The following is a 24,358-nucleotide window of genomic DNA, read 5'->3' as shown; positions in this document are numbered from 1 at the left end:
CATAATCATGGCAGTCTCACGCCATTTCGCAAGTGCGAATTAGTGAGCCCTAAAGCGCGTCGCATTGACCGGTCTCATGCGGCGCGCTTTAGGTTGTTGTTTTTGTGCATGTCGTGATCGCAAAACCGCTGCACACTTTTGCGCGACATGCATTAAGATTCCAGCACGTCCTTGACGATTGTGGCCAGTTGCTTGAGCGAAAACGGCTTCGGCAGGAAACCGAAATGCGCGTCTGCCGGCAGGTTCTTGGCGAACGCGTCCTCCGCGTAGCCGGAAACGAAGACGAATTTGATGTCCGGCTGCCGCTTGCGCAATTCGCCGAGCAGCGTCGGCCCATCCATTTCCGGCATCACCACATCGGAAACGACAATGTCGATCTTGCCGCCGAGCGCCTCGAAGATTTCCAGCGCCTCGACGCCCGAGGACGCTTCGTGGACGGTGTAACCGCGCGACGTCAGCGCCCGCATGCCGCCCATGCGCACGGCATCCTCGTCCTCGACGAGCAGCACCGTGGCCGAACCTGACAGGTCCTTGGCTGCGTCGGCGACCTTTGCCGGTGCAGCCGGCGCCTCGCCGGGCTCGCCTGCCGTTCTCGCCTCAGCAATGTAGCGCGGCAGGAAGATGCGGAACACCGATCCTTTGTCGACCTCGGACTCGCAGAAGATGAAGCCGCCTGTCTGCTTGATGATGCCATAGACCATCGACAGGCCGAGGCCGGTGCCCTTGCCGACCTCCTTGGTGGTGAAGAAGGGTTCGAAAATCTTCTTGAGCACTTCGGGGGCGATGCCGCTGCCGGTGTCTTCAACTTCGACCACCACATAATCGGCAGGCGCAAGTTCGCGGTAGGGAAGGCTCTTGCTCTCCTGTGTGGTCACATTGCGGGTGCGCACGGTGAGCTCGCCGCCGTTCGGCATCGCGTCGCGCGCATTGACCGCCAGGTTGACCACCACCTGCTCGAACTGCCCGATGTCGACCTTCACCGGCCACAGATCGCGGCCATGATCGACCTTCAGCTTGATGTCGTTGCCGACCAGACGGGCCAGCAGCATCCGCAGATCGGCAAGCACGTCGGTCAGGTTGAGCACCTCCGGCCGCAGCGTCTGCTTGCGCGAGAAGGCCAGAAGCTGCCGCACCAGCGAGGCCGCCCGGTTGGCATTCTGCTTGATGTTCATGATGTCGGGGAAGGACGGGTCCGACGGGCGGTGGTTGGTCAACAACAGGTCCGACGCCATGATGATGGCGGTCAGCACATTGTTGAAGTCGTGTGCGATGCCGCCGGCAAGCTGGCCGACCGCCTGCATCTTCTGGCTTTGCGCCATCTGGCCCTCGAGCGCCTTCTGCTCGGTGGTCTCGACGGCGTAGACGATGGCCGATTCTTCGGCGCCCTCGCCGGTGCCGTCGGCAACCGCGTTGACGTAGAAGCGCATGTGCCGTTCTTCATTGCCGGGCAGCAGCGTATCGATCGGTTCGATATCGGCCTGCCGTTGTCGCGCTTTTTCGAACGCCGCGGCAAAGGCGGGCCGGTCGCGCTCATGGATCACCGTGTCCAGCCGCACGCGCCGATCGACCGCGTCCCCGTCGACGACGGAGGAAAACAGCGACAGGAAAGGCGCGTTGGTGCGCAGGATGCGCCCGCGGTTGTCGACAGCCGCTATTGCCATCGGTGTCGAATTGAAGAAGCGGGTGAAGCGGATCTCCGAGGCGCGCAGATCGGCGGAAGCGTCCTCGCCTTGCGTCCGGTTGAGCACGATGGTGCGCGTCGGACCGTTGGCGCCCTCGCGGCTGGCCGAAACCCGATGCATGAAACGCACGGGCAGCGCCTCGCCCTTCACTGTCGTCAGATCGAGATCGATGACCGCATTGCGGGTGGTGCCGGGATCGGCCTTGACCGAGCGGACCAGCGCCATGCCGTCGCCAGCGACGATCTCCGCAAGCGTGACGGCACCAGGCGTGAAGCTCGTCAGGTCGATGCCCAGCCACTCCGCAAGCGTGGCGTTGATGTAGGTGACGCGGCCTTCCTGGTCGGCCGAAAAGAAGCCGGCAGGCGCATGGTCGAGATGGTCGATGGCCTCCTGCAGATCAAGGAAGAAGCGCTCCTGCTCGGCCCGTTCTTTCGAGATGTCGGCGAGTTGCCAGGCGAGCAAGGGCAGCCGCTGGCCCGGAACGCTGAATGCGCGGGCGCGGACACGGTACCAGCGCGCGCCCGGCTCGGCGCCGGGTCGAATGGATTGGGCAAGGCGAAACTCACCGTCGCCGGGCTGGCCGTCGCGCAGGCCGGAGGCGAGCCGGTATATGGTCACCGAGGCCTCGGGAACATCGGACAGCAACCCTTCGACGGTCTTTAGATCCGCCGCAGAAGCCGCGCCCGTCATGTCGGCATAGGCCCGATTGGCGTAGACGACACGACCCTTGGTGTCGGTGACCAGAAGGCCTTGCGACATTGAATCGACGAAGGCCTTCGACAGCTCGTCACTCGTCGAGCGAGGTGTGATCTGCACGAAGCCGATGGCGGTGGCGAACAGGAAGCCGACACCGATCATCGCCAGCACGCCAAGCATTCCAAGCAGGAATGGATCGCCAAGACGTTCTCGGAAAAGGCCGAAAACGATCGCCGCCCCTGTCAGCACAACGATGAAGACGATGAGCCGGGTGACCGCGCCCGGTCGCGTGTTCTGGTCGACGATCGGTACCGGATAGAAATCGCCGCGCGCTTCCTTGGCCATGTGCCCCCTGCTCGTGAATTCCGGTACTTGCCCTGCCCGGTTGAATCACATTCTCAGGGTCCGGAAAAGGCCTTGGCGGCAACTGTCCGCTAAAAATGACACCCGTTCGGCGCTTGGTGCGGCGAATCCGAAATTCGCATCATTCCTGGTCCGACGCGAGCGAATTTCGGATTCATCACGCCAGCAACTTGCTGAAAATCCAGCGTCGTGGATTGAAGTGGGGACGCTGACGCCCTCAATTCGCAGGAGCTTGAAATCCACCACATGGGTGTTTCAAGCTGTTCACGAAGCGCGAAACGTAACTTGCAGTCGCGTGCCGCAACAGTCTAGTGTCGCGTCTTCTTCGAAAGCTGATTTTGGGTGCACCAATGCTGCAGTGGCTGGATAGCGTGGCGGGTCCCGGTTATGCCGCGGCGATCCTGTGGACCTTTGTCGCGCTTGTCCTTGTGGTCATTGTTCTCCTCATCATCAAGCTGGTCCGCAATCTGACTTTTGGAACATTCGTTGCCGGCGGCAGGAACCGCAAGACGCGGCTGGCCGTGATGGACGCCACCGCAGTCGACAGTCACCGCCGGTTGGTGCTGGTGCGCCGCGACGATATCGAGCACCTGCTGCTGATCGGCGGCCCGACCGACGTCGTCGTCGAACGCGACATCAGGCTGTCGGCGCTACGCCGTCCTGCACTGACCGGAGATGGCGGCGGCCATCAGCCGGCACCGCCGCCGCGCGCGCCGCAACCGGCTCCCGCGCCAGTGAGGCAAGCACCGTCTCCGCCGCCGGCAAGCACGGCCCCAACGCCTGTCCGGCCGCATCAGCCCGCACCGGCGCCGAGGCCAGCAGCGCAAAGCCCTCAATCGGCGACCATCACGCCGCTGCCCGCCTACACCAATGCTGTTCGGTACGCGCCATCGCCGGCAAGACAGGATTCCCCGGCAAAGCCGAATTCCCTGGCAAAAGAGGATTCCATCGACGATACGCTGATGAGGGAGCTCGAGGTCCCGTTTGATGACCCGCACCCCGCCAAGCCGGAGAGCAAGCCGGCGGCGAAAGCGCCGTCGTCTCTCGATGACGAGATGACGAAGCTTCTCGGCGAGTTGTCCAGCCAGAAGAGATAACCGGCCAACAGCCAACAAAAAAATGGCCGGAGACCGGCCCTGACAAATCGCTATTGGCTGCGTTTTGGACGCGTCGCCCGTGCTTCAGTCGTCGCGGTAGACCTTCTCGCGGCGTTCGTGACGCTCCTGCGCCTCGATCGACAGGGTCGCGATCGGACGCGCATCGAGCCGCTTCAGCGCGATCGGCTCGCCGGTTTCCTCACAATAGCCGTAAGTGCCTTCATCGATGCGCTGAAGTGCAGAATCGATCTTTGAAATGAGTTTCCGCTGGCGATCGCGGGCACGAAGTTCGATGGCGCGGTCGGTTTCCGAAGAGGCGCGATCGGCGAGATCGGGGTGGTTGGCGTTTTCCTGCTGCAGGATTTCGAGAGTTTCGCGCGCTTCGCGCAGTATGTCGTTCTTCCAGGTGACGAGCTTCAGGCGAAAGTAGGATTTCTGCCGCTCGTTCATGAACGGCTCGTCTTCGGAGGGTACGTAATCGGCGGTAACGATGTCGTTCATTCGACTCACCCAGACAGCCCCAAATTTGGCGCCTATATATTCACGGACCGAATGCTGCACAAGCGCAATCGACGACTGATTCACGCAATTGTTAATCTCGGCCAATACGCCATGGGCCGCATCATTCGCATGAAGGGCGCGACCGAATTCGCGTATGATTCGTTAGGTTTGTAGGGCGCCGGCCATTGTGCGCAAGGCGTTTCTCATGACTAATCCCGCAGCGCCTTTTGACGAGTTTCGGTGTTTGGCACAAGCGAGGGACCGGTGAGCAAGCTTTATCTGCTGAGGCATGCGAAGGCCGGATGGGCCCTGCCGGGCATGCGCGATTTCGATCGTCCACTCGACGCATCCGGCGTCGCCGACGCCGATACGATGGGTGCGGTCATGCGGGCCTGCAACTACATTCCGGACCTGACCCTTTGCTCGAATGCAAAGCGAGCGCGCCAAACGCTTGAAGGCCTTGCCGGTCACACCGATACGGGCCGGGTTCAGTTCCTGGAGACGCTCTACAGCGAGGATGCCGCCGGCTATCTCAACCTCATCCGCGGCAATGGCGGGCCAGGCTCGCTGCTCGTCGTCGGCCACAATCCGATGACGGAAGATCTCACCATCGCGCTTTCGGGTGATGGCGAGGAGGTCGCCAGGGGAATGCTGAACCACGGCTTCCCGACCTCCGGCCTCGCGGTCGTCCGTTTTCCAGGCAGTCTTGCCAACGCCGCGCAAGGCACCGGCTATCTCGAAGCCTTCCTGTCGCCGGCCGATATCTGACGCCATTTCAAACGTAGCGTGGTGGATTTGACGTTCCTGCCACTTCAATGGCGTCAGCGTTCAGGAACTTCAAATCCAAAACCACGCTAGAAACGATGGTTTGCCAGTGTGACTTAGAACCGAAATTCGCTCACTGCGATGCTCCAAGGTACCGCGAATTTCGGATTCGCCACACTAGCCGGCAGCGCCTATATCGGGGCGGACCGAAGCCCCGAGAGACCGCATTTTGGCATCATCGCTGACCACTTTCACCGACGAGGCGAAGATTGCCCTGGATACGCTGTCGGGGCGCGCTACCGGACTTTTTTCGCCATCGCTGCGGCTGGGTGTTACCGGCCTCTCCCGCGCCGGCAAGACGGTGTTCATCTCAGCCTTTGTCCACAATCTGATCCATGGCGGGCGGTTGCCGCTGTTCGAGGCGCAGAAATCGGGGCGTATCGCCCGTGCCTTCCTCGAAGAGCAACCCGATGACGCCGTGCCGCGATTCCAGTACGAGGACCACATCGCGGCCCTGGTCAACGACCGCCTGTGGCCGGATTCGACACGTGCCATTTCCGAGCTGAGGCTTACCATCGAATATGAATCGGCCTCCGGCTGGAGCCGCATGTTCTCATCAGGCAGATTGTCGGTCGATATCGTCGACTATCCTGGGGAATGGCTGCTTGACCTGCCGCTGCTCGGGAAATCCTACGCTGATTTCTCACGCGAAGCCTTTGACATGGCCGTGCTGCCGGTGCGCGCCGACCTTTCGCAGGAATGGCGCGCGCTCTCCGCCGCAATCGACCCGAATGCCGACGCCGATGAGATGACGGCGCGACGCCTCGCCGAGAGCTTCGCCGCATATCTCAAGGCATGCAAGCTCGACGAGCGGGCGCTTTCGACCCTGCCACCCGGCCGTTTCCTGATGCCCGGCGACCTTGAGGGCTCACCGGCGCTGACCTTCGCGCCGTTGCCGGGCCTGAGCGAGCGGCGGGCGCGGCCCGGGTCGCTTCAGGCGATGATGGAGCGGCGCTACGAGGCCTACAGGACGCATGTCGTAAAGCCGTTCTTCCGGGAGCACATCACGCGCCTCGACCGTCAGATCGTTGTGATAGACGCCTTGCAGGCCTTGAATGCGGGACCCGGCGCAATGGCCGATCTCGAACGTGCGGTGACCGAAATCCTCGCCTGTTTCCGCCCCGGCCGCGGCAATTTCCTGACCGACTTTTTTTCAAGGCGCATCGACCGCATATTGGTGGCGGCGACAAAGGCGGACCATCTGCATCACGAAAGCCATGAGCGGCTGCAGGCGATCGTGCGGCGGCTCGCCGACCGCGCCGTGGCGCGCGCGAATTTCACCGGCGCCGATGTCGATGTGGTCGCCCTCGCGGCGGTGCGAGCGACCCGGGAAGGCGCGGTCAAGCAAGGCCGTGAAACGCTGCCGGTCATCATCGGCACACCGTTGAAAGGTGAAAAGATCAACGGCGAAACATTTGACGGCAGAACAGAAACAGCCATATTTCCCGGTGACTTGCCGGAGAAAATTGATGCAGTGTTCGATGTCTCCGGACCAGACCGTCAGCAGAACCCGGGCCATCGGCAGAGCCCAGGCCATCGGCAGGGCAATGAGGACCCGGCGATCCGCTTCGTGCGCTTTCGCCCGCCAAAACTCGAACGCACTGCCGAAGGCGTCACGCTGTCGCTGCCGCATATCAGGCTCGACCGCGCCCTGCAGTTCCTGATCGGAGATCATCTGGCATGACCCCGCCCCGCAAGCCGGCGGCATTTCGCATTGAGCCGGAAGCCCAGCCAAAGCAACAGGCGGCCTTGCGCCAGCCCGACGCCGCTGCGGCCAGAAAACCGCGCACCGTGAACGCTGACCTCGCCGTCGTCACGCCGGCGGAAATCGACGTTTTCGACGAGCCGGACATCATCGCCGCCGAACCGCCGCCGGCAACCGCGCCGCGGCAGCGCTCGATATCAGGCAGCCTGTTTTTCGGCGCATTGGGCGTTCTGGTTTCGCTGGCCCTCGGCCTTTGGACCGACCAGCTGATTCGCGATCTGTTCGCCCGTGCCGAATGGCTGGGCTGGCTGGCCGCCGGCATGGCCGTGATCGCGCTGCTCGCGCTCCTGGTCATCCTTGCCCGCGAGTTCCTGGCGATCGCCCGCCTCGCCGAGGTCGAAAAGCTGCAGAAGCGGGCGCTCGACGCCGTCGCCCGCGACGATCCGAAAGCCGCTCGCGATGTGGTCGACGAGCTCTCGGCCTTTGTCGCCGCCAAGCCGGAAACCGCGGCCGGCAGGCGCGCCCTGGCGGACTTGCGCGACGAGATCATCGACGGTGGCAATCTGGTGCGCCTGGCCGAGACCGAAATCCTCGGTCCCCTCGATGCGCGCGCCAAGGTGATGATCCTCGAAGCGGCAAAGCGTGTGTCGCTGGTGACGGCGGTCAGCCCTCGCGCTCTGGTCGACGTCGCCTATGTCGTGTTCGAAGCCGGCCGGCTGATTCGCCGGCTGTCGGAGCTTTATGGCGGCCGGCCGGGCACGCTGGGGTTCTTCCGGCTGGCACGCAGCGTTCTCGCCCATCTGGCGGTGACCGGCTCGATTGCCGTCGGCGACAGTTTCGTGCAGCAGATCGTCGGCCATGGCCTTGCCGCCCGGCTCTCGGCAAAACTTGGCGAAGGCGTCGTCAACGGCATGATGACGGCGCGCATCGGCATTGCTGCGATGGAGACCGCAAGGCCCCTGCCCTTCAGCGCCGCGAGGCGGCCCGGCATGGGCGATTTCCTGTCCGCGCTGACATCATTTGCAACCAAAAAGCAGAAGGAAACATCCGCTTCCGACACCTGACGACCGTCTCCGACGCGGCACGTCCTGGTGGCGCGCCAAGGGATGCTGCAACACGTTTGTTTTGCCCATGATCCCAGCGCAAATCGCGTCCGATTTTCGGGGTCATCCGCAACCGGTGACGAAGCATTAACCAATCTTGTTCATGGTCGGATGGGTTCCAAACCAGTCTCTTTGTTGCCGGGTGTCGTCGATGAAAAGCGTGATCTTGTCTAGCGTCCTGCCCATGGCAGTCGTGGTTTCAACAACCGCCGGCATGGCCGAAAAGACCTTTGCGGCAGAACGGGACAAGAAGTTCTTTCAATCGGTGAAAGGCGAATGGGTCGGCCCGGGGGAAATCGTCGCCGGCAAATACAAGGGCACGAAATTCACCTGCAATTTCACCGGTTCGACGCCGGACGGCAAGATCGGCATGTCGCTCGACGGCGGTTGCCGGGTCGGCATGTTCACCCAGCAGATGTCGGCGACGATCCAGCACAAGGGCCGCGAGGGCTACAAGGGCAGCTTCATGGGCGGTGCCGCCGGTTCCGGTCTCGACATCATCGGCGGCAATGTGGTCAGCGCCAACAAGGTCGTCTTCACCATCAACCGTAACCAGTTGCGCGGCGTCATGCAGGCTCTTGTCCCCAACGACAATTCGATGACAGTGACGGTTGCGGTGCGCGTCGACCAGCAATTGGTGCCGGTCATCGGCATGAAGCTGAAGCGCGTCGATACGCTCGAAGTCGGCTCCATCGGGCCGAACTGAACGATCGTCTGCGCATCCAGTGAAAATGCAACGCGCTGTGCAATTTAGTGAATGGTGAATGGTGAATGGAATTAGATATTCACTACTGACCACTGAGTACTGACTACTCACTATTCACTATTCACTATTCACCAAAAAAGCGGCAGCCACGGCCACCGCTTCTTTTAGCAAAACTCAAATCGATTCTCAGGCCTTGATGGCGGCAGTCAGCTCGTCATAGGCCTTGCAGGCCTCCTCCGCCGTCGTCGCGCCCTGATACTTGGTTGTGACCGCCTGGACCTTGGCGGTGAGATCGGCTGCCTTGGCCGGATCCTTGGTAATTGCCTCCTGAAGGGCTGCGGTCATGTCCTGGGCCTTCTTGGTCAGCATTTCGGTGGTGCAGTCCGGCGCCTTCGAGCAGGCCGATCCGGCAAGCGCCGCGATGCCAACGGCAACAAGCAAAAATGTCTTCATGTCAGTCGTCTCCCTCGAAAAAAGGCGGCCGACTTGATCGTCATCCGCCCCTCACGGCCAAGGCCGCGGCGTCCTTAGCGCCCGATTTCTGCAACACACAACGCAGCCGGTGGATAAAGTTGTGGAGCGCGCCTGCAACACTGCTGCACCAGTTTCCGGATTCGGACTGTTCGATCTCAACCGAAGCCCCTATCTTTGCCGCTCGATACCGCAGCACGTGCAGCGGTCCCTAGAGAGAACGGAACGGCAGGCATGGCGGCAGAAGCAGCGGGCAGCGATTTGATCCACGTCGTGGCGCTGCTCGCCGCAGGTGTTGTCGCCGTGCCGATCTTCAAGCGCATCGGGCTTGGCTCCATCCTCGGCTATCTGGCGGCCGGCGTGGTCATCGGCCCGTTCGGCATCGGCATCTTTTCCGAATCGGAAGCCATTCTTCACGTCGCCGAGCTCGGCGTCGTCATGTTCCTGTTCATCATCGGGCTGGAGATGCAGCCGTCACGGCTGTGGGGCCTCAGGCGAGAGATCTTTGGCCTTGGCGCATTGCAGGTCGGCGTGTGCGCGCTGTTGCTGACCGGGGTCGGACTGGCGGGAGGTTTTCCGGTCTCGCAATCCTTCGTCGCCGGCGCCGGTTTCGTGCTGACCTCGACGGCGATCGTCATGCAGCTTCTGGAGGAACGCGGTGAGATGGCCGCGCCCAAAGGCCAGCGCATCGTCTCCATCCTGCTGCTCGAAGACCTGGCGATCGTGCCGCTGCTGGCGCTGATCGCTTTCCTGGCACCGGGCGGCGCCGATATGAGCTTGACGCAGCGGCTGACGGAGGTGGGCATCGGTCTTGCCGCCATCGTCGGGCTGGTGCTGGCCGGGCGTTACCTGCTCAATCCGTTCTTCCGCATCCTGGCGGATGCCCGCGCCCGCGAAGTGATGACCGCCGCCGCCCTTCTGGTCGTTCTGGGGTCGGCGCTTGCCATGCAGCTCAGCGGCCTGTCGATGGCGATGGGCGCTTTCCTGGCCGGCGTGCTGTTGTCGGAATCCACCTTCCGCCATCAGCTCGAGGCCGACATCGAACCCTTCCGCGGTGTGCTGCTCGGGCTGTTCTTCCTCGCTGTCGGCATGTCGCTCGACCTGCACGTGGTTGCCCAGAGCTGGCGGCTTGTCGCCATCTACGTCGTCGCCTACATGGTGATAAAGGCGATCGGCATCTATCTCGTCGCCCGCATCCTCAAGACCGGCCACCGGGAGGCGCTCGAGCGCGCCGTCTTCATGGCGCAAGGCGGCGAATTCGCCTTCGTTCTCTATTCCGCCGCGGCGGCGGTCGGCATCATCGACAGCCAGGCTAACGCGACGCTGACGGCGATCGTCATCATCTCCATGGTGCTGACGCCGCTGGCCATTCTGGCATTGCGGTATCTGACGCCACGCGACGAGCAGTCGCTCGAAGGCGTCGACATCGCCGATGGCCTGACCGGCAGCGTGCTGATCATCGGCTTCGGCCGCTTCGGCCAAATCGCCAGCCAGCCGCTTCTGCTGCGCGGGATCGACGTCTCGATCATCGACAATGAGGTCGAGATGATCCAGGCGGCGGCCGATTTCGGTTTCAAGGTCTATTATGGCGACGGCACGCGGCTGGACATTCTGCGTGCCGCCGGCGCCGGCCGCGCGCGCGCCGTGTTGATCTGCGTCGACAAGCCCGATGTCGCCGTCCGCATCGCAAAGCTGATCAAGGCGGAGTTTCCCCTGCTCACCGTGCTGGCACGCGCTTTCGACCGCGGAACCGCACTGCAGTTGATACGTGCCGACGTCGATTTCCAGATTCGCGAAACCTTCGAATCAGCGCTTGTCTTCGGCGGCTCCACGCTGGAAGCACTGGGCGTCGACCCCGAGGAAGTCGCCGAGGTGATCGAGGACGTCCGCCACCGCGATTCCGCCCGTTTCGAGTTGCAGCTCGCCGAAGGGGTTCGCGCCGGAGCGCGCTTCCTCAAGGGCAATATCGGCACACCCATTCCGACACCGCTCAGCCAGCCGCGCCGCTCCGGTCAGGCGCTCAATGAAGAAACCGCCGGCGTTCTGCACAAATCCGAGCCTGCCGACTAAACATTGGAGAGCAAACAGATGATCGAACTGGACGAGCGCGCGCTCTCCGTCACCAAATTCTGGCGTGACGCCGGGAAAGATGCATGGTTCGAGAAGAATGACGCCTTCGACGCGGAGTTCCGCAACTGGTTTCTCGAGCTGCATTACGCTGCCGCGCGGCGTGAATGTGACGGATGGTCGGAGCATGCCGAAGGCTCACTGGCGCTGATGATCCTGCTCGACCAGTTCCCGCGAAACTGCTTTCGCGGCACCGGCCATATGTATGCCACCGACCCGCTGGCAAGGCATTTTGCCGAAAAGGCGATCGCCGCCGGCCAGGATCTGGCGCTCGACGAAGAGCTTCGCGTCTTCCTCTATTTGCCTTATGAGCATTCGGAGCATCTCGCCGACCAGCTCAAATCGGTGGAAGTCACCACGGCCAAAGCCCAATCCTATCTGAAGTATGCCGTCGAGCACCTGGAGATCATTCAGCGCTTCGGCCGCTTTCCGCATCGAAACAGGATGCTCGGCCGCGAGACGACGCCGGAGGAACAGGTGTTCCTCGACGGCGGCGGATTTGCCGGCTGACTTTGCGCAGGGCAATCGCCTCAGGCAAAGATTAATGGAGATTGGCGAAATCCTTTGCGAAGGCCTCCTTCTCCCCGTCACTATACGGGGAGAAGTGCCCGGCAGGGCGATGAGGGGCAGCGCAAACCTGAACCGATTGCCCTCGACGATTGTGGCCCGCGTTTATGACGTCAAGTCAGCCACCAATCCCGGCCGGACGACAATTGCTCGATGCCGGCGCTGTCGAGAGCGGCAAGCCGCTCCGCCACGCTTCTGCCGTCGACGGTGAGGTCAGGCGCGATCTCGGCCAGCGGCGCCAGAACGAAGGCGCGCTCCAGCATGCGCGGATGCGGCACTTCTAGCCCGGTTTCGTGGATGATCCGATCGCCGAACACCAGAATGTCGATGTCGATCAGCCGTGGACCCCAGCGCTCCTCGCGCACCCGCTTCAGCCTGCGCTCGACGTCGAGACAGAGATCGAGCAATGCATGTGGTGCGAGCACGGTCGAAATTTCGGCAGCCGCATTGAGAAAATCCGGCTGGTCGAGCTTGCCCCAGGGCGGCGTGCGGTAAAGCGAGGAGACGACAACGACGCGCGTGTTCCCGTCGGCGTCCAGCATGCGCAGCGCCGCGCCCATCGACCTTGCCGGGTCGCCGAGATTGCCGCCAAGGCTGAGGTAGACCGTGTTATTGGGGCCAGGCAACGGTCACCTCGACATGATCGAGCACGCCGGGCACCGGCGCGTTCGGCTTGCGCACAGTGATCTCGGCCTTTTTTATCTGGGGAAAGCGGGCTGTCAGCGCCCGGGCCACCTCCAGCGCCAGCGCTTCTATCAGAAAACGCCTCTCCCCGGTGATGATCTTTTCGATCACCCCGAAGGCAACGCCATAGTGGACGGTATCCTCGATGGCATCATCGACCAGCGCGCGGCCGGGTTCGACGGTGAGCGCAGCGTCGACATAGAAGCGCTGGCCGAGCGTCTCCTCCTCATCCAGCACGCCGTGCCGAGCGAAGAAGGCGCAATTTTTCATGCGGATGATATACATCGCTCAGCGTCCTGCTCGATTGGAGCGATGCGCGTCCGCTTGGGCGCACAGACTACGCTCTAAGGCTTTTAATCTACGCATCCTGCTGGAATCGATTTCGATTTGCGAGCTATGCGGCGGTTTCACGCGCCAGCATAGCATCCGCAACCGCCAGCGCATCCACATTGATTGCGACATCGTGGACGCGAAAAAGCCGCGCGCCCTTGAGCCTCAGTATGACGCTCGTCGCCGCTGTTCCGGCGTCTCTGGCCGAGGCGTCGCGGCCGGTGACGGCGCCGATGAAGCGCTTTCGCGATGTACCGGCCATCAGCGGAAAGCCCAAGACATCGAGCTCGGAAAACCGTGTCATCAGGTCGAGATTTTCCTCCGCGGTTTCCTTGGCGAAGCCAAAGCCCGGATCGAGCACGATCTGGTCGTCGGCAACGCCGCTTCGCCGGGCGATTTCAAGGGACTTGCCGAGGAAGAAAAACTGATCCTCGATCACGTCGGGCAGTTTTTGCCTGTCACGCCCGGTGTGCATGATGACAAGGCCGGCGCCGGTTTCGGCCGCGACCCGCGCGATGCCCGGTTCGCGTTGCAGGCCCCAGACGTCGTTGAGGATGTGGGCGCCGGCGGCGACGGCAAGCCGGGCGGTGTCCTCGCGATAGGTGTCGACCGAAATCAGCGCCTCGCCGAGCCCGGCGACCGCCTTGATGACAGGCAGCACGCGGGCCTGCTCTTCCTCGATGGCTACCGGAAATGCGCCGGGGCGTGTCGATTCCCCACCGACGTCAATGACGGAGGCCCCTTCTTCCACCATCCGGCGCGCCTGGGCAATCGCCTGTTCGGGCGCGACGAACAGTCCGCCGTCAGAAAAACTGTCCGGCGTGACATTGAGAATACCGACGATCACCGCCTTGCCGCCAAGGTCGAGATGGCGCCCATGCGCCAACTGCCATCGCCCCGTCGTCATTGTCGATAAACCATGTGTGATCCACCAAAGATCAATTCCGTTGCGTCGGCAACGGCCGTAGCGCAAGGTAGGCAAAGAGGCAACATGATGAAACGATCCCTGCTTTGCGCCCTGATGCTTGCTTGTTCCGCCTTGCCGGCGGGCACGGCGAATTTGGTGAAGACATATAGCTATTTCAGCATCGGCGGCAGAACGCTCGATGATATCGGATCCCAGCTTACGAAACTTGGACCTCGGGTGAAGAGCACCGGGATGCGGCATCCAGGCGCCACGCAGATGGCGTTCACCACCCGCGTCAGCTATGCGGAAAGATCGAACTCCTGCGCGATTGCCGACGCCGATGTCACCGTCAAGGTCAAGGTGATCCTTCCCGACTGGCGCCGCCCGCGCAAGGCTGATGCCGGCGTAAGGCTGTTTTGGGATACATTGTCCGCCGACATCAAGCGTCATGAGGACCGCCATGTCGAGATCGCCAAGAACCATGCCGGCGAACTCGAGGATGCGCTGAAGGCGACCCACCCGCGCAAGACCTGCCAGGAGGCCAAGGCCAAGGCAGCGGAGATCTCCGCCGCTATTCTTGCCAAGCACGACCGCGCCCAGATGCAGTTCGATCGCGTCGAAACCATCAATTTCGAAAGCCGCATCCTGCGGCTGCTGCGTTATCGCATGAAGCGCATCGAAAACGGCCAGCTGCCGGGTTAGCTTCGGCCAGACGGTAAGGGCGATTCTCGTCGAGTAAGAGACTCAGCCGGCGACGCCGAGCTTCTTCTGCAGGCTGGTCGACGACGTCGTATACTGGAATACGATGCGCTCGCCGGGGCTGACGATGCGCTTGGCCGCCTGCGCCATCAGCGCGACCTCATGGAAGCCCGACAGGATCAGCTTCAGCTTGCCGGGATACCAGTTGATGTCGCCGACGGCGAAGATGCCCGGTACCGACGTCTGGAATTTCTCGGTGTCGACCGGGATCAGGTTCTCATGAAGATTGAGCCCCCACTCGGCGATCGGTCCGAGCTTCATGGTCAGGCCGAAGAACGGCAGCAACCGAGTGCACGGCACCTCGCTGTCACCATCGGGTCCCTTGATGGTCGCCGCCGAGAGATGGCCGTCCGTGCCGGTCAGCCCGGTCACCTGCCCGACATGGAAATTCAGTTCCTTCATCTCCTGCATGGCGTACATCTTGTTGACGCTGTCGGGCGCCGCGCGGAACTCCGGCCGCCGGTGGACAAGTGTCACGCTCTTGGCCACCGGCTGCAGGTTCAGCGTCCAGTCGAGCGCCGAATCGCCGCCGCCGACGATAACCAGGTCGTGGCCGCGGAATTCCTCCATCCGGCGCACCGAGTAGAAGACGCTCTTGCCCTCATAAAGCTCGATGCCCGGAATTGGCGGCCGCTTCGGCTGGAAAGAGCCGCCGCCGGCGGCGATAACCACAATCTTGGCTTCAAACACCTCGTTCTCGTCGGTGATGACGCGAAAGCTGCCGTCCTCGAGCTTTTCGAGGCTCGAGACCATGCGGTTAAAGGTGAAGTCGGGCTTGAACGGCGCGATCTGCTCAAGCAGTCTGTCGACCAGGCCCTGGGCCGAGATCGATGGCCAGCCGGGAATGTCGTAGATCGGCTTTTCCGGATAGAGTTCGGCGCATTGCCCGCCGGGCCGATCGAGTATGTCGATCAGATGGCATGTCATGTCGAAGAGGCCGAGCTCGAACACGGCGAACAGGCCGACAGGCCCTGCCCCGACAATCAATACGTCCGTCCTGATGATATCGGTCATGCATGCGCCTTCGATGCGCATGACCCCGAAAATCGGAATCGATTCTCGCCGGGGATCCTGCGCCAAATCACCGTGCTACAGCGTGCTTTGCGTGGTCCAGGGAACGTGCGGCGCTGTAGAGAACGGCGCGACACTGCATGACCATTGGCCCGCTGCCAAGCCGGCGCCGGAAAAATCGGCTATATCCCCCGCTTAAGCCTCCACGCTTCAGCCCTGGCGGGCGGGCACGCGCACAACCAGGCCGTCGAGAGCGTCGCGCACCTTGATCTGACAGGAGAGCCGTGAGTTCGGCTGGACGTCGTAGGCGAAGTCCAGCATGTCCTCTTCCATCGCTTCCGGCTCGCCGACCTCGGCCGTCCACGCCTCATCGACATAGACATGGCAGGTCGCGCAGGCGCAAGCGCCGCCGCATTCGGCCTCGATCCCCGGCACCGCGTTGCGGATCGCGTTCTCCATGACGGTCGAGCCGTTTTCGGCATCCACGTCAAAATGTGTGCCGTCATGGGCGATGAAGGTCAGCTTGGTCATTTGTCACCTGAAGGGAGTCCCAGCCGAGATAATCACTCCCGCAGACAAGTCAACTGCGGCGCGAAAGCGTCGCTCTATGCCGTTTTTTTCGGAAATGGGTTTAACGGCTGATGGCGGCGACGAAATCGCGGACTTCTTCGATCAGGGAGCCAAGCCGCTTGAGGGTATTGGTATCTTCAGGTTGAAGTTCGATCGCGCCGGCGCAATCGGCAACAGCGAAGGCGCCGACGCCGCGCGCCGAGCCTTTCAGCCCGTGCGCCAGGAGCAGTCTTTGCTTCACATCGGCGTCGATGATCCTGTCGCGAACCGACAATGCCTGCTGCACGAACAGCGCCAGCACCTCCTGTTCGAGGCTGCGGTCGCCCATCGTCTGGCGCGCCAGATGCGCCAGGTCCACGGGCCGCGACCCGGCCGTTCCCGACACATCGCCGCCGGGCATCGAGAAGGCAATGCCGTTTTCGCCACGCATGACTCTGCAACTCCGTTCTTCCAGCCGCCAAAAAACGAGGCAGCCGCCAAAAAAATAGGCCCATCCTGTGGACGACCGGTTAATGATTGGCCCGAAAAAATGTTGCGATAGCGGCGCCGGAATCACAGTTCTGTTAACCTTATATTTAAAGTTTTACGTATCGCACCGAATGCAGGTTTTCTTTACCCCGGTGTGTCATTACGATACGAAAGGTCCATTTTCAGCCTCTTGCGTGGGACACGAAAAGCAACATCAACAAGTCCCGCGGCAGCTTGTACAGGGTAGCGAAGGCATGGCGAAGAAAACATCGACGACAAGAACGCTTGACAACGACGTAGCCAGGGAACTCGAAAAAGCACTTGAAATCGATCTGAGCGGCGATGCCGGCGGCGATCTCGACATCGCCGCGTCGATGGAGGATCTGGAAGCGCAGATATCGCAGGCCGCCGACGAGTTGGCACGTGAGGGCCGTGACCAGGATGCCGAGCCTGTCGCCAACCAGAGCCAGAATGCCGAGCCTGTCGCCGACCAGAGCCAGAATGCCGAGCCTATCGCCAACCCGAGCCAGAATGCCGAGCCTGCCGCCAATCAGGACCAGAAAGCCCAGGACCAGAGAGAAGCGGCAAACGCCAAGCCGGCGGAACCGCGCCCTGCTGAACTGCGCCCTGTTGAAACGCGCCTTTTTGGGACGCGCCCTTTTGAGACGCGCCCTGTTGAAACGCGCCCCGTTGAAACGCGCAATGGCACGCAGCCGGCCGGCTTCACGCCGGCCAACGATCCTCGTCAAAAAGATTACAAGACGCTGCTGCACACCCTCAATCGGCGTGCCTCGAACACGATCTACTGGGTCGTGGCGCTCGTTTCGCTCGCCTGGATCGCGGGCGCCGGTGCATTGGCAAATCTGCTGTTTGGCCCAGGCATTTGGCAAATCCGCACGCCCGGCCAGTTTTTCGCCCGTCCCGAACTGATTGGCCTGGCAATCGCTGCGATCCTGCCGGTCCTCCTGTTCTGGGCGTTTGCAGCCATGATTCGCCGCGCGCAGGAGATGCGCATCGCCGCTCAGTCGATGACGGAGGTGGCTTTTCGCCTGACCGAGCCGGAGCAAATCGCCCAGGATCGCGTCATGATGATCGGTCAAGCCGTCCGCCGCGAGGTTGCGGCCATGGGTGAAGGCATCGAGCGCACGCTTGCACGTGCCGTCGAGCTCGAAACCCTGGTCCACAGCGAGGTCAACCAGATCGAGCGCTCCTATTCGGAGAATGAATCCCGCATCCGCTCGCTCGTCGACGGGCTGGGCAGCGAGCGCGAAGCGGTGGTCACCCACGCCGAACGCGTGCGCGCCACGATCGCCGGCGCGCATGAGACGCTGAAGGACGATATCGGGGCTGCCAGCGACATCATTCGCGACAGTATCCTCAACGCCTCGACCAACCTGTCGATGACCATCACCAATTCCGGCGAGACGCTGATCGACAGGATCAACCAAAGCTCGCTGTCGATCTTCGATTCGGTGGAAGGCCGGCTCGAATCCATCACCGACCGGCTGTCGACCTCCGGCGAAGCCTTCGCCAGCCTTCTCGACACACGCATTGCCAAGCTGACGGAGACGACCGACGGCCTCACCCGGTCGCTGACCGATCTGCTCGACGATCGGACCTCCGGCATGGTGTCGCTGCTCGGCGGCGCCGCACGCACGCTCAACTCCGAATTTGAAGCCAGCCTTGACGGCATCGAGCGGACGCTGGCCGAACGCGGCCAGGTGCTGATCAGCGAGTTCCAGACCCGCGCCGAAGCGCTGGACACCGGCACCCAAAAGCTCAACGCCGCGCTCGAGGCCCGCGCACGCCAGATCAACGAGACCCTGGTCGAGCGCGCGCGCGAAATCGCCCATACCTTCCAGGAGAGCAAGGAGACGCTTTCGGCGATGATCGATCAGGGCAAGACCCAGATCGGCGCCGACATGGCCGATATCGTTTCATCGACCTCGTCGATGCTCGAAGCACGCGCCGGCGATTTCGCCGGCCGCATGGAAGCGGCCCGTCATGTGGTGTCGCGCGCCTTCGACGCCGACATCCAGCGGCTTGCCGATGCCCGCGTCGGCATCGAGGAGGCTGTCGAGAACCACAGCCGCAAGCTTTCCGAAAGCCGCGAACACATGACGGCGGCCATGCAGGCCGATCTGGAGAAATTCGCCGAAAGCCGCGCCGGCATCGACGCGGCTGTCACCGACCAGGTGCAGAAGCTTTCCGAAGGCCGCAACCTGATCTCGCGCGCCCTCGAGGAGGATCTGCGCAAGGTCAACGAGTCGCGAGCCGCCATCGATGCGTCGCTCGGCAGCCATCTCGAACGGCTCGAAGAGGGCCGCAACAGGCTTTCGCAGGCCTTGAACGAAGACTCTGGAAAACTTGTACAAGCCCGCACGATCATTGACGAAATGGTTGCCGGCCATGTTGGAAAGCTCGCCGAAGGCCGCAGCATTCTTTCACGCGCTCTCGATGCCGATCTCGGCAAGCTGGCCGACAGTCGCGCCAGCATCGACGGCCTGGTCGCTGGCCAGGTCGAGAAGATCGCCGAAGGCCGCGCCTTGCTCGCCAAGGCGCTGGAAACCGACATTGTCGGCATCAAGGGTCTCATCGAGACCCATTCCGCCAAACTGGCGGAAGACCGCAGCGAGCTTTCGCGTTCGCTCCAAGACGACCTGTCGGGCATCCGAAGCCTGATCGAGGACCATTCGGGCAGGCTCGCCGACGATCGCAGCCTGCTTTCGCAAACGCTCGAGGCAGACCTTGCCAAATTGGCGGAAAGCCGGTCGAGCATCGACGGGCTGGTCGCCGGTCAGGTCGAGAAGCTGGCCGAAGGCCGCAACATCCTCAAGCGCGCGCTCGAATCCGATCTCAACACGATCAAGGAGGTCATATCAGGCCAGTCCGAAAAGCTGGCGGAAGACCGTGGTCAGCTCTCGAAGGCGTTGGAAACCGACCTGCAGAGCGTGAACGGCCTTATCTCCGATCACATGAACCGGCTCTCCGAGGACCGTTCTATCCTGTCGAAGGCGCTCGAAGACGATCTCGCCAAGCTGGCGGAAAGCCGGTCGAGCATCGATGGGCTGGTCACCGGGCAGGTCGAGAAACTGGCCGAAGGTCGCGACATCCTCAAGCGCGCGCTCGAATCCGATCTCAACACGATCAAAAGCGTTCTATCGGACCAGTCCGAAAAGCTGGCGGAAGATCGTGGTCAACTAGCGCGAGCGTTGGAAACCGACCTGCAGGGCGTGAATGGCCTTATCTCCGATCACATGAACAGGCTCGCCGAGGACCGTTCAATCCTGTCGAAGGCGCTCGAAGACGATCTCGCCAAGCTGGCCGAAAGCCGGTCGAGCATCGACGGGCTGGTTGCCGGCCAGGTCGAGAAACTGGCCGAAGGCCGCGACATCCTCAAGCGCGCGCTCGAATCCGATCTCAACACGATCAAGGAGGTCCTATCAGGCCAGTCCGAAAAGCTGGCGGAAGACCGTGATCAGCTCTCGAAGGCGTTGGAAACCGACCTGCAGAGCGTGAACGGCCTTATCTCCGATCACATGAACAGGCTCGCCGCAGATCGCTCGACCCTGTCCCAGGCGCTCGAAGACGATCTCGCCAAATTGGCGGAAAGCCGGTCGAGCATCGATGGGCTGGTTACCGGGCAGGTCGAGAAACTGGCCGAGGGTCGCGACATTCTCAAGCGCGCGCTCGAATCCGATCTCAACACGATCAAAAGCGTTATATCGGACCAGTCCGAAAAGCTTGTGGAAGACCGCTCGATCCTGTCGAAGGCGCTCGAGGACGATCTCGCCAAGCTGGCGCAAAGCCGGTCGAGCATCGACGGGCTGGTTGCCGGCCAGGTCGAGAAGCTGGCCGAAGGCCGCGACATCCTCAAGCGCGCGCTCGAATCCGATCTCAACACGATCAAGGACGTCATTTCAGGCCAGTCGGAAAAGCTGGCGGAAGATCGTGGTCAACTGTCGCAAGCCTTGGAGACCGACCTGCAGAATGTGAACGGCCTGATCTCCGATCACATGAACAGGCTCGCCGCAGACCGCTCGACCCTGTCCCAGGCGCTCGAAGACGATCTCGCCAAATTGGCGGAAAGCCGGTCGAGCATCGACGGGCTGGTTGCCGGCCAGGTCGAGAAGCTGGCCGAAGGCCGCGACCTGCTCAGACGCGCATTGGAAGCAGACCTCAACACCATCAAGGGTGTCGTCGCCGACCAGTCTCAGCAGCTGACCGACAATCGCGCAGAGTTCGCGCGGGCGCTGGAGGCCGATCTCGGCGGTGTCAATGGTCTTGTGAACAGTCACGCCGAAAAGCTCATCCAGGACCGCTCGATCCTGTCCAAGGCGCTCGAAGACGATCTCGCCAAGTTGGCGGAAAGCCGGTCGAGCATCGACGGGCTGGTTTCCGGCCAGGTCGAGAAGCTGGCCGAAGGCCGCGACATCCTCAGACGTGCGCTGGAAGCAGACCTCAACACCATCAAGGGTGTCGTCGCCGACCAGTCTCAGCAGCTGACCGACAATCGCGCAGAGTTTGCGCGGGCGCTGGAGGCCGACCTCGGCAGCGTCAACGGTCTTGTGAACAGCCACGCCGAGAAGCTCATCCAGGACCGCTCGATCCTGTCCAAGGCGCTCGAAGACGATCTCGCCAAGCTGGCGGAAAGCCGGTCGAGCATCGACGGGCTGGTTTCCGGCCAGGTCGAGAAGCTGGCCGAAGGCCGCGACATCCTCAGACGTGCGCTGGAAGCAGACCTGCAGAAAATTGCGGCAAGCCGCAGCGACATAGACGACATCATCGCCGGGCACGTCGGCAAGCTGACCGAAGGCCGCGACGCGCTGACCCGTGCGCTGGAGGACGACCTCTCCAAGCTCGCCGACACGCGCAAGGAAGTCGACCGTTCCCTGTCCGGCCATATCGACCAGATCGCCGCCAGGAGCACCGACATCTCGGACGCCATTGCCGCCGACGTCGAAAAGATCGAGCAGGCGTTCAGCCGCCAGACCGGCATCATCGAGGAGCGTGCCGGGACCATGGAGCGCGCGCTGTCGACCGGCGTTGACAACGTCCGCAACGTGCTCGAAAAGAGCGCCGTCTTCGTTGCCGGAGCGCTGCGCGAAAAGGTCATGGAAGTCACCAGCGCACTGCATGAGCAGGCAGGCGCGGCTTTCAGTGACGCCGATCGCAAGATCGCCGAACGGGCGGAGCAGACCTCTGCTGCCCTGCTCGCCAGGGCGGAGGATATCGCACGCACCTTCGAGGAAGCGGATCGCCGCCTCGCCGCACGTGCCGAAGACACGTCAAGCGCGCTCGTTGCCCGGGCGGAGGGTGCATCGAGCGCAATCATGGCCCGCGTCGACGACACCTCGAACTCGTTGCTGGCGCGCGCCCAGGAAACGGCCGACCAGCTGGCTGCCCGTGCCAGCGAGATCGCCGGTACATTCGATGCGGCGGACCAGAAGCTGGTTGCCCGCGCGGTCGAAACGGCACAGTCGCTGGCGGAACGCGCCGGTGACATCCTGCGCAATTTCGAAGGCGCCGACGAACGGCTCAGCGTGCGCATCGGCGAATCGGCCGAAGCGCTCGCAGCGCGTGCATCGGACCTTGGCCGCATTTTCGATGCTGCCGACCAGCAGCTGATCTCGCGCATCGCCGAAGGTTCGGAAGCGTTGTCGGCCCGCGCGTCCGAGATCGGCCGCATCTTCGATGAGGCGGATCACCGCCTGGTGTCGCGTATCGCCGACAGCACGTCGACGATCGGAGAACATGCCGACAACATCGTCGGGGCCTTCGCCAGCACCGAGCAGCGGGTTGCCGAACGTGCAAAGCAGACCGGGCAGGACCTGGCCGTCCACGCCCGTGAGATCGAGCAGGCGCTCGCCGGCGCCGACGAGCGCCTGGCCTCCAGCGCGGCGGCCGCGGCGGCTCGCGTCGAGGAACAGGTTGCCGGCGTCGAAAACCGTCTGGTCAACACCACCGAAACGATAGGCCAGAAGCTCAACGAGCAGGTTTCGACCGCTGAGGCGCAGCTCATTTCGCGCGCCAACTCGATCGCCGAAACCTTCACGGCGGTCGGCCAGCATATCGGCCAGAGCACCAACGACGCCGCCAAGACCATCGGCACCAACACCCGCGAACTCAACACCATGCTTGCGGCACGTTCGGCCGAGATCTCGAAAATCCTCGATGAAACGGCTCGGCCCCTGGTCGAGCGCTTCGCCCACGGCGGCTCGGAACTGCAAAAGAGCATGGAAGAGGTGACCGAACGCGCCACCGAGAAGCTGCGCAGCGAAAACGCCGCCTTGGTTGACGCGCTCGCCAGCCGCACGGCCGAAACATTGTCGGCCGTCGAAGGGGCGCGCTCGACGCTCGCCGACAGCGTCGCCGACCTCATCGGCCGCATGAGCACCTCGAGCGCACAGCTCGGCCAGCTGATCGAACAGGCGGCGGCCAATCTCGGCCAGGTCGACGAACGCCTGACCGGCAGCACGCAAAGCTTTGCGGCGACAACGGAAAAAGCCGCGCAGACTTTCGCCAGCTCGGCGCGCCTGGTCGATTCGAATACGACACGGCTTACCGAGCTGTCGTCCTCGACCTTGCGCGAGGTTGCCTCGATCGCCACCAAGTTCGACGAGCACAGCCGATTGCTGTCGAGTGCTTCGGACCTGTTGAGCTCGGCCCAGAGCAACCTCGAACACACGCTGGAAAGGCAGTCGTCGCTGGAGGACCTCGCCGTCGGCTTGGTCAAGAAGTCGGAGGATCTCGAAAAAGTCATGCGCTCGTTCGAGGATCTGGTCGGCCAGACGTTGCAGAACGCCGAAGGCAAAACGCTGGAGTCGGCGGACAAGATCCGTACCTCCATTGCCGACGTCGTCGATTCGGCAACCAAGCGCTTTGCCGACGCGACCGAGGAGATGCGACGCACCGCCAGCTCGATCAAGAGCGAGCTCGACCTTACCCGCGCCGAGCTCAAGAAGGGTGTCATCGAGATGCCGGAAGAGGCAAAGGAATCGACCACGGCCATCCGCCGTGCCGTTTCCGAGCAAATCAACGCCCTGAAGGAACTCTCTGATATCGTTGCGAAATCTGGCCGCAGCACCGACTCCTCGGAGCCGCGCAACCTGCGCCCGGCACAACAGGCGCCTGCCCCGCGCGCCACTGAGCCGCTGCGCCGTCCTCCGGCCCCGGAACCCCTTGCCCCGCAGGCGCCGTCGGGTGACACCGCACTGCGCGGCGACCTGGAACGCCCGCCGGAGACGGCGCCGCGCCAGCGCGACCCTAATGGCCGCGCGCCGCAGGGCGGCTGGGTGCGCGATCTCTTGACCGGGGCATCGCGCGAAGAGGCCGCCAAGCCAGCAGCACCTTCGGAAGCGCCACGCTCGGCAGCCCCTGCCCAGCGCTCGCCGCTTCATGTCGTGGAGTCGCTCAACTCGCTTTCCGTCGACATCGCCCGCGCCATCGATCACGACGCCTCGATCGAACTGTGGAACCGCTACCGGAGCGGCGAGCGTGACGTGTTCACCCGGCGTCTCTACACGCTGAAGGGACAGCAGACGTTCGACGAGATTCGCCGCAAATATCAGATGGAGGCGGAATTTCGCGCCGCCGTCGACCGTTACTGCGACGATTTCGAAAAGCTGCTCAAGGACGTGTCGCGCAACGACCGTGACAACATGATGGCGCAGACCTACCTGACGTCGGACACCGGCAAGGTCTATACGATGCTTGCCCACGCCAGTGGCCGCCTGCATTGATCAGACGATAAGCGAACAGAAAAAGGCGGGAAACTCCCGCCTTT

At 62.7% G+C, this 24,358-nt stretch carries 19 protein-coding genes; 9 read left to right on the top strand and 10 right to left on the bottom strand.

Annotated elements, in window-relative coordinates:
• Nucleotides 1-152: 152 nt before the first annotated feature.
• Nucleotides 153-2,723, bottom strand: coding sequence for a cell cycle histidine kinase CckA (gene cckA / locus BLT09_RS13370; RefSeq protein WP_091593676.1), 2,571 nt, complete (start codon nt 2,721-2,723; stop codon nt 153-155).
• Nucleotides 2,724-3,091: 368 nt separating this feature from the next.
• Here cckA and BLT09_RS13365 point away from each other — a divergent pair, with 368 nt between their 5' ends.
• Complete coding sequence (locus BLT09_RS13365; RefSeq protein ID WP_167366424.1) at nt 3,092-3,838, top strand: flagellar biosynthetic protein FliO; 747 nt, start codon at nt 3,092-3,094, stop codon at nt 3,836-3,838.
• Nucleotides 3,839-3,922: 84 nt separating this feature from the next.
• Here BLT09_RS13365 and dksA read toward each other — a convergent pair whose 3' ends face one another.
• Complete coding sequence (gene dksA / locus BLT09_RS13360) at nt 3,923-4,339, bottom strand: RNA polymerase-binding protein DksA (protein ID WP_006202025.1); 417 nt, start codon at nt 4,337-4,339, stop codon at nt 3,923-3,925.
• A gap of 264 nt (nt 4,340-4,603) precedes the next feature.
• On the opposite strand from dksA, the gene BLT09_RS13355 reads away from it, so the two are divergent.
• The 4 genes from BLT09_RS13355 to BLT09_RS13340 all read left to right on the top strand — a co-directional run bounded on the left by BLT09_RS13355 (nt 4,604) and on the right by BLT09_RS13340 (nt 8,678).
• Nucleotides 4,604-5,107, top strand: a complete 504-nt coding sequence (locus tag BLT09_RS13355) for a SixA phosphatase family protein (protein WP_091594010.1) — start codon at nt 4,604-4,606, stop codon at nt 5,105-5,107.
• Between the two features lie 226 nt (nt 5,108-5,333).
• Entirely contained in the window at nt 5,334-6,848 is a 1,515-nt protein-coding gene (locus BLT09_RS13350) for a YcjX family GTP-binding protein (protein WP_091593674.1), read from the top strand.
• On the top strand, nt 6,845-7,933 hold the full coding sequence (locus BLT09_RS13345; RefSeq protein WP_091593671.1) for a YcjF family protein: 1,089 nt from the start codon (nt 6,845-6,847) through the stop codon (nt 7,931-7,933). Before BLT09_RS13350 ends, BLT09_RS13345 begins: the two co-directional genes overlap by 4 nt.
• A gap of 190 nt (nt 7,934-8,123) precedes the next feature.
• The gene (locus BLT09_RS13340) at nt 8,124-8,678 is read left to right on the top strand and encodes a hypothetical protein (protein WP_091593669.1); all 555 of its coding nucleotides are present in this window, start codon (nt 8,124-8,126) and stop codon (nt 8,676-8,678) included.
• Between the two features lie 186 nt (nt 8,679-8,864).
• On the opposite strand, the gene BLT09_RS13335 is transcribed toward BLT09_RS13340, so the two are convergent.
• Nucleotides 8,865-9,131 carry a hypothetical protein gene (locus BLT09_RS13335; RefSeq protein WP_023801139.1) on the bottom strand — a complete coding sequence of 89 codons (267 nt, stop codon included), beginning with the start codon at nt 9,129-9,131 and terminating at the stop codon, nt 8,865-8,867.
• A 252-nt stretch (nt 9,132-9,383) separates the two neighbouring features.
• Here BLT09_RS13335 and BLT09_RS13330 point away from each other — a divergent pair, with 252 nt between their 5' ends.
• Complete coding sequence (locus tag BLT09_RS13330; protein WP_091593667.1) at nt 9,384-11,219, top strand: monovalent cation:proton antiporter-2 (CPA2) family protein; 1,836 nt, start codon at nt 9,384-9,386, stop codon at nt 11,217-11,219.
• 18 nt (nt 11,220-11,237) lie between these two features.
• Complete coding sequence (locus tag BLT09_RS13325; protein WP_167366423.1) at nt 11,238-11,786, top strand: DUF924 family protein; 549 nt, start codon at nt 11,238-11,240, stop codon at nt 11,784-11,786.
• Between the two features lie 170 nt (nt 11,787-11,956).
• Here BLT09_RS13325 and folK read toward each other — a convergent pair whose 3' ends face one another.
• The 3 genes from folK to folP all read right to left on the bottom strand — a co-directional run bounded on the left by folK (nt 11,957) and on the right by folP (nt 13,764).
• A complete protein-coding gene (folK, locus tag BLT09_RS13320) occupies nt 11,957-12,469 on the bottom strand; it encodes a 2-amino-4-hydroxy-6-hydroxymethyldihydropteridine diphosphokinase (RefSeq protein WP_091593665.1) in 513 nt (170 codons plus the stop codon).
• The gene (gene folB / locus BLT09_RS13315; protein WP_091593663.1) at nt 12,453-12,812 is read right to left on the bottom strand and encodes a dihydroneopterin aldolase; all 360 of its coding nucleotides are present in this window, start codon (nt 12,810-12,812) and stop codon (nt 12,453-12,455) included. Before folB ends, folK begins: the two co-directional genes overlap by 17 nt.
• Before the next feature lie 109 nt (nt 12,813-12,921).
• On the bottom strand, nt 12,922-13,764 hold the full coding sequence (gene folP / locus BLT09_RS13310; RefSeq protein ID WP_091593660.1) for a dihydropteroate synthase: 843 nt from the start codon (nt 13,762-13,764) through the stop codon (nt 12,922-12,924).
• 84 nt (nt 13,765-13,848) lie between these two features.
• On the opposite strand from folP, the gene BLT09_RS13305 reads away from it, so the two are divergent.
• Nucleotides 13,849-14,466 (top strand): DUF922 domain-containing Zn-dependent protease, encoded by a 618-nt coding sequence (locus BLT09_RS13305; RefSeq protein ID WP_167366422.1) that lies wholly within the window; start codon nt 13,849-13,851, stop codon nt 14,464-14,466.
• A gap of 42 nt (nt 14,467-14,508) precedes the next feature.
• Here BLT09_RS13305 and BLT09_RS13300 read toward each other — a convergent pair whose 3' ends face one another.
• From BLT09_RS13300 to BLT09_RS35805, 4 genes are all read right to left on the bottom strand, one after another.
• Nucleotides 14,509-15,537 (bottom strand): NAD(P)/FAD-dependent oxidoreductase, encoded by a 1,029-nt coding sequence (locus BLT09_RS13300; RefSeq protein WP_091594006.1) that lies wholly within the window; start codon nt 15,535-15,537, stop codon nt 14,509-14,511.
• A 207-nt stretch (nt 15,538-15,744) separates the two neighbouring features.
• A complete protein-coding gene (locus BLT09_RS13295) occupies nt 15,745-16,065 on the bottom strand; it encodes a 2Fe-2S iron-sulfur cluster-binding protein (protein WP_006334837.1) in 321 nt (106 codons plus the stop codon).
• Nucleotides 16,066-16,165: 100 nt separating this feature from the next.
• The gene (locus BLT09_RS13290) at nt 16,166-16,534 is read right to left on the bottom strand and encodes an Hpt domain-containing protein (protein WP_091593656.1); all 369 of its coding nucleotides are present in this window, start codon (nt 16,532-16,534) and stop codon (nt 16,166-16,168) included.
• Nucleotides 16,535-16,754: 220 nt separating this feature from the next.
• Nucleotides 16,755-17,894 carry a pentapeptide repeat-containing protein gene (locus BLT09_RS35805; protein ID WP_413468415.1) on the bottom strand — a complete coding sequence of 380 codons (1,140 nt, stop codon included), beginning with the start codon at nt 17,892-17,894 and terminating at the stop codon, nt 16,755-16,757.
• Nucleotides 17,895-18,197: 303 nt separating this feature from the next.
• Here BLT09_RS35805 and BLT09_RS13285 point away from each other — a divergent pair, with 303 nt between their 5' ends.
• Entirely contained in the window at nt 18,198-24,314 is a 6,117-nt protein-coding gene (locus BLT09_RS13285) for a kinesin (protein WP_483127908.1), read from the top strand.
• Nucleotides 24,315-24,358: the final 44 nt, after the last annotated feature.

The sequence above is a fragment of the Mesorhizobium muleiense genome, assembly GCF_900099905.1.
GTDB classification, from domain to species: domain Bacteria; phylum Pseudomonadota; class Alphaproteobacteria; order Rhizobiales; family Rhizobiaceae; genus Mesorhizobium; species Mesorhizobium muleiense.
The sequence above is the reverse complement of the archived record's forward strand: the minus strand, read 5'-3'. Positions and strand labels throughout refer to the sequence as shown.

Coding starts and splice junctions, on each gene's coding strand:
- BLT09_RS13295 (WP_006334837.1), bottom strand. CDS start 16,065: ATGACCAAGCTGACCTTCATCGCCCATGACGGCACACATTTTGACGTG.
- cckA (WP_091593676.1), bottom strand. CDS start 2,723: ATGGCCAAGGAAGCGCGCGGCGATTTCTATCCGGTACCGATCGTCGAC.
- BLT09_RS13325 (WP_167366423.1), top strand. CDS start 11,238: ATGATCGAACTGGACGAGCGCGCGCTCTCCGTCACCAAATTCTGGCGT.
- folP (WP_091593660.1), bottom strand. CDS start 13,764: ATGACGACGGGGCGATGGCAGTTGGCGCATGGGCGCCATCTCGACCTT.
- BLT09_RS13305 (WP_167366422.1), top strand. CDS start 13,849: ATGATGAAACGATCCCTGCTTTGCGCCCTGATGCTTGCTTGTTCCGCC.
- BLT09_RS13335 (WP_023801139.1), bottom strand. CDS start 9,131: ATGAAGACATTTTTGCTTGTTGCCGTTGGCATCGCGGCGCTTGCCGGA.
- BLT09_RS13340 (WP_091593669.1), top strand. CDS start 8,124: ATGAAAAGCGTGATCTTGTCTAGCGTCCTGCCCATGGCAGTCGTGGTT.
- BLT09_RS13290 (WP_091593656.1), bottom strand. CDS start 16,534: ATGCGTGGCGAAAACGGCATTGCCTTCTCGATGCCCGGCGGCGATGTG.
- BLT09_RS13365 (WP_167366424.1), top strand. CDS start 3,092: ATGCTGCAGTGGCTGGATAGCGTGGCGGGTCCCGGTTATGCCGCGGCG.
- dksA (WP_006202025.1), bottom strand. CDS start 4,339: ATGAACGACATCGTTACCGCCGATTACGTACCCTCCGAAGACGAGCCG.
- folB (WP_091593663.1), bottom strand. CDS start 12,812: ATGTATATCATCCGCATGAAAAATTGCGCCTTCTTCGCTCGGCACGGC.
- BLT09_RS35805 (WP_413468415.1), bottom strand. CDS start 17,894: ATGCGCGCCGGCGATCGTGGCGCGCACGCGTTCGGCGTGGGTGACCAC.
- BLT09_RS13330 (WP_091593667.1), top strand. CDS start 9,384: ATGGCGGCAGAAGCAGCGGGCAGCGATTTGATCCACGTCGTGGCGCTG.
- BLT09_RS13300 (WP_091594006.1), bottom strand. CDS start 15,537: ATGACCGATATCATCAGGACGGACGTATTGATTGTCGGGGCAGGGCCT.
- BLT09_RS13285 (WP_483127908.1), top strand. CDS start 18,198: ATGGTGTCGCTGCTCGGCGGCGCCGCACGCACGCTCAACTCCGAATTT.
- BLT09_RS13345 (WP_091593671.1), top strand. CDS start 6,845: ATGACCCCGCCCCGCAAGCCGGCGGCATTTCGCATTGAGCCGGAAGCC.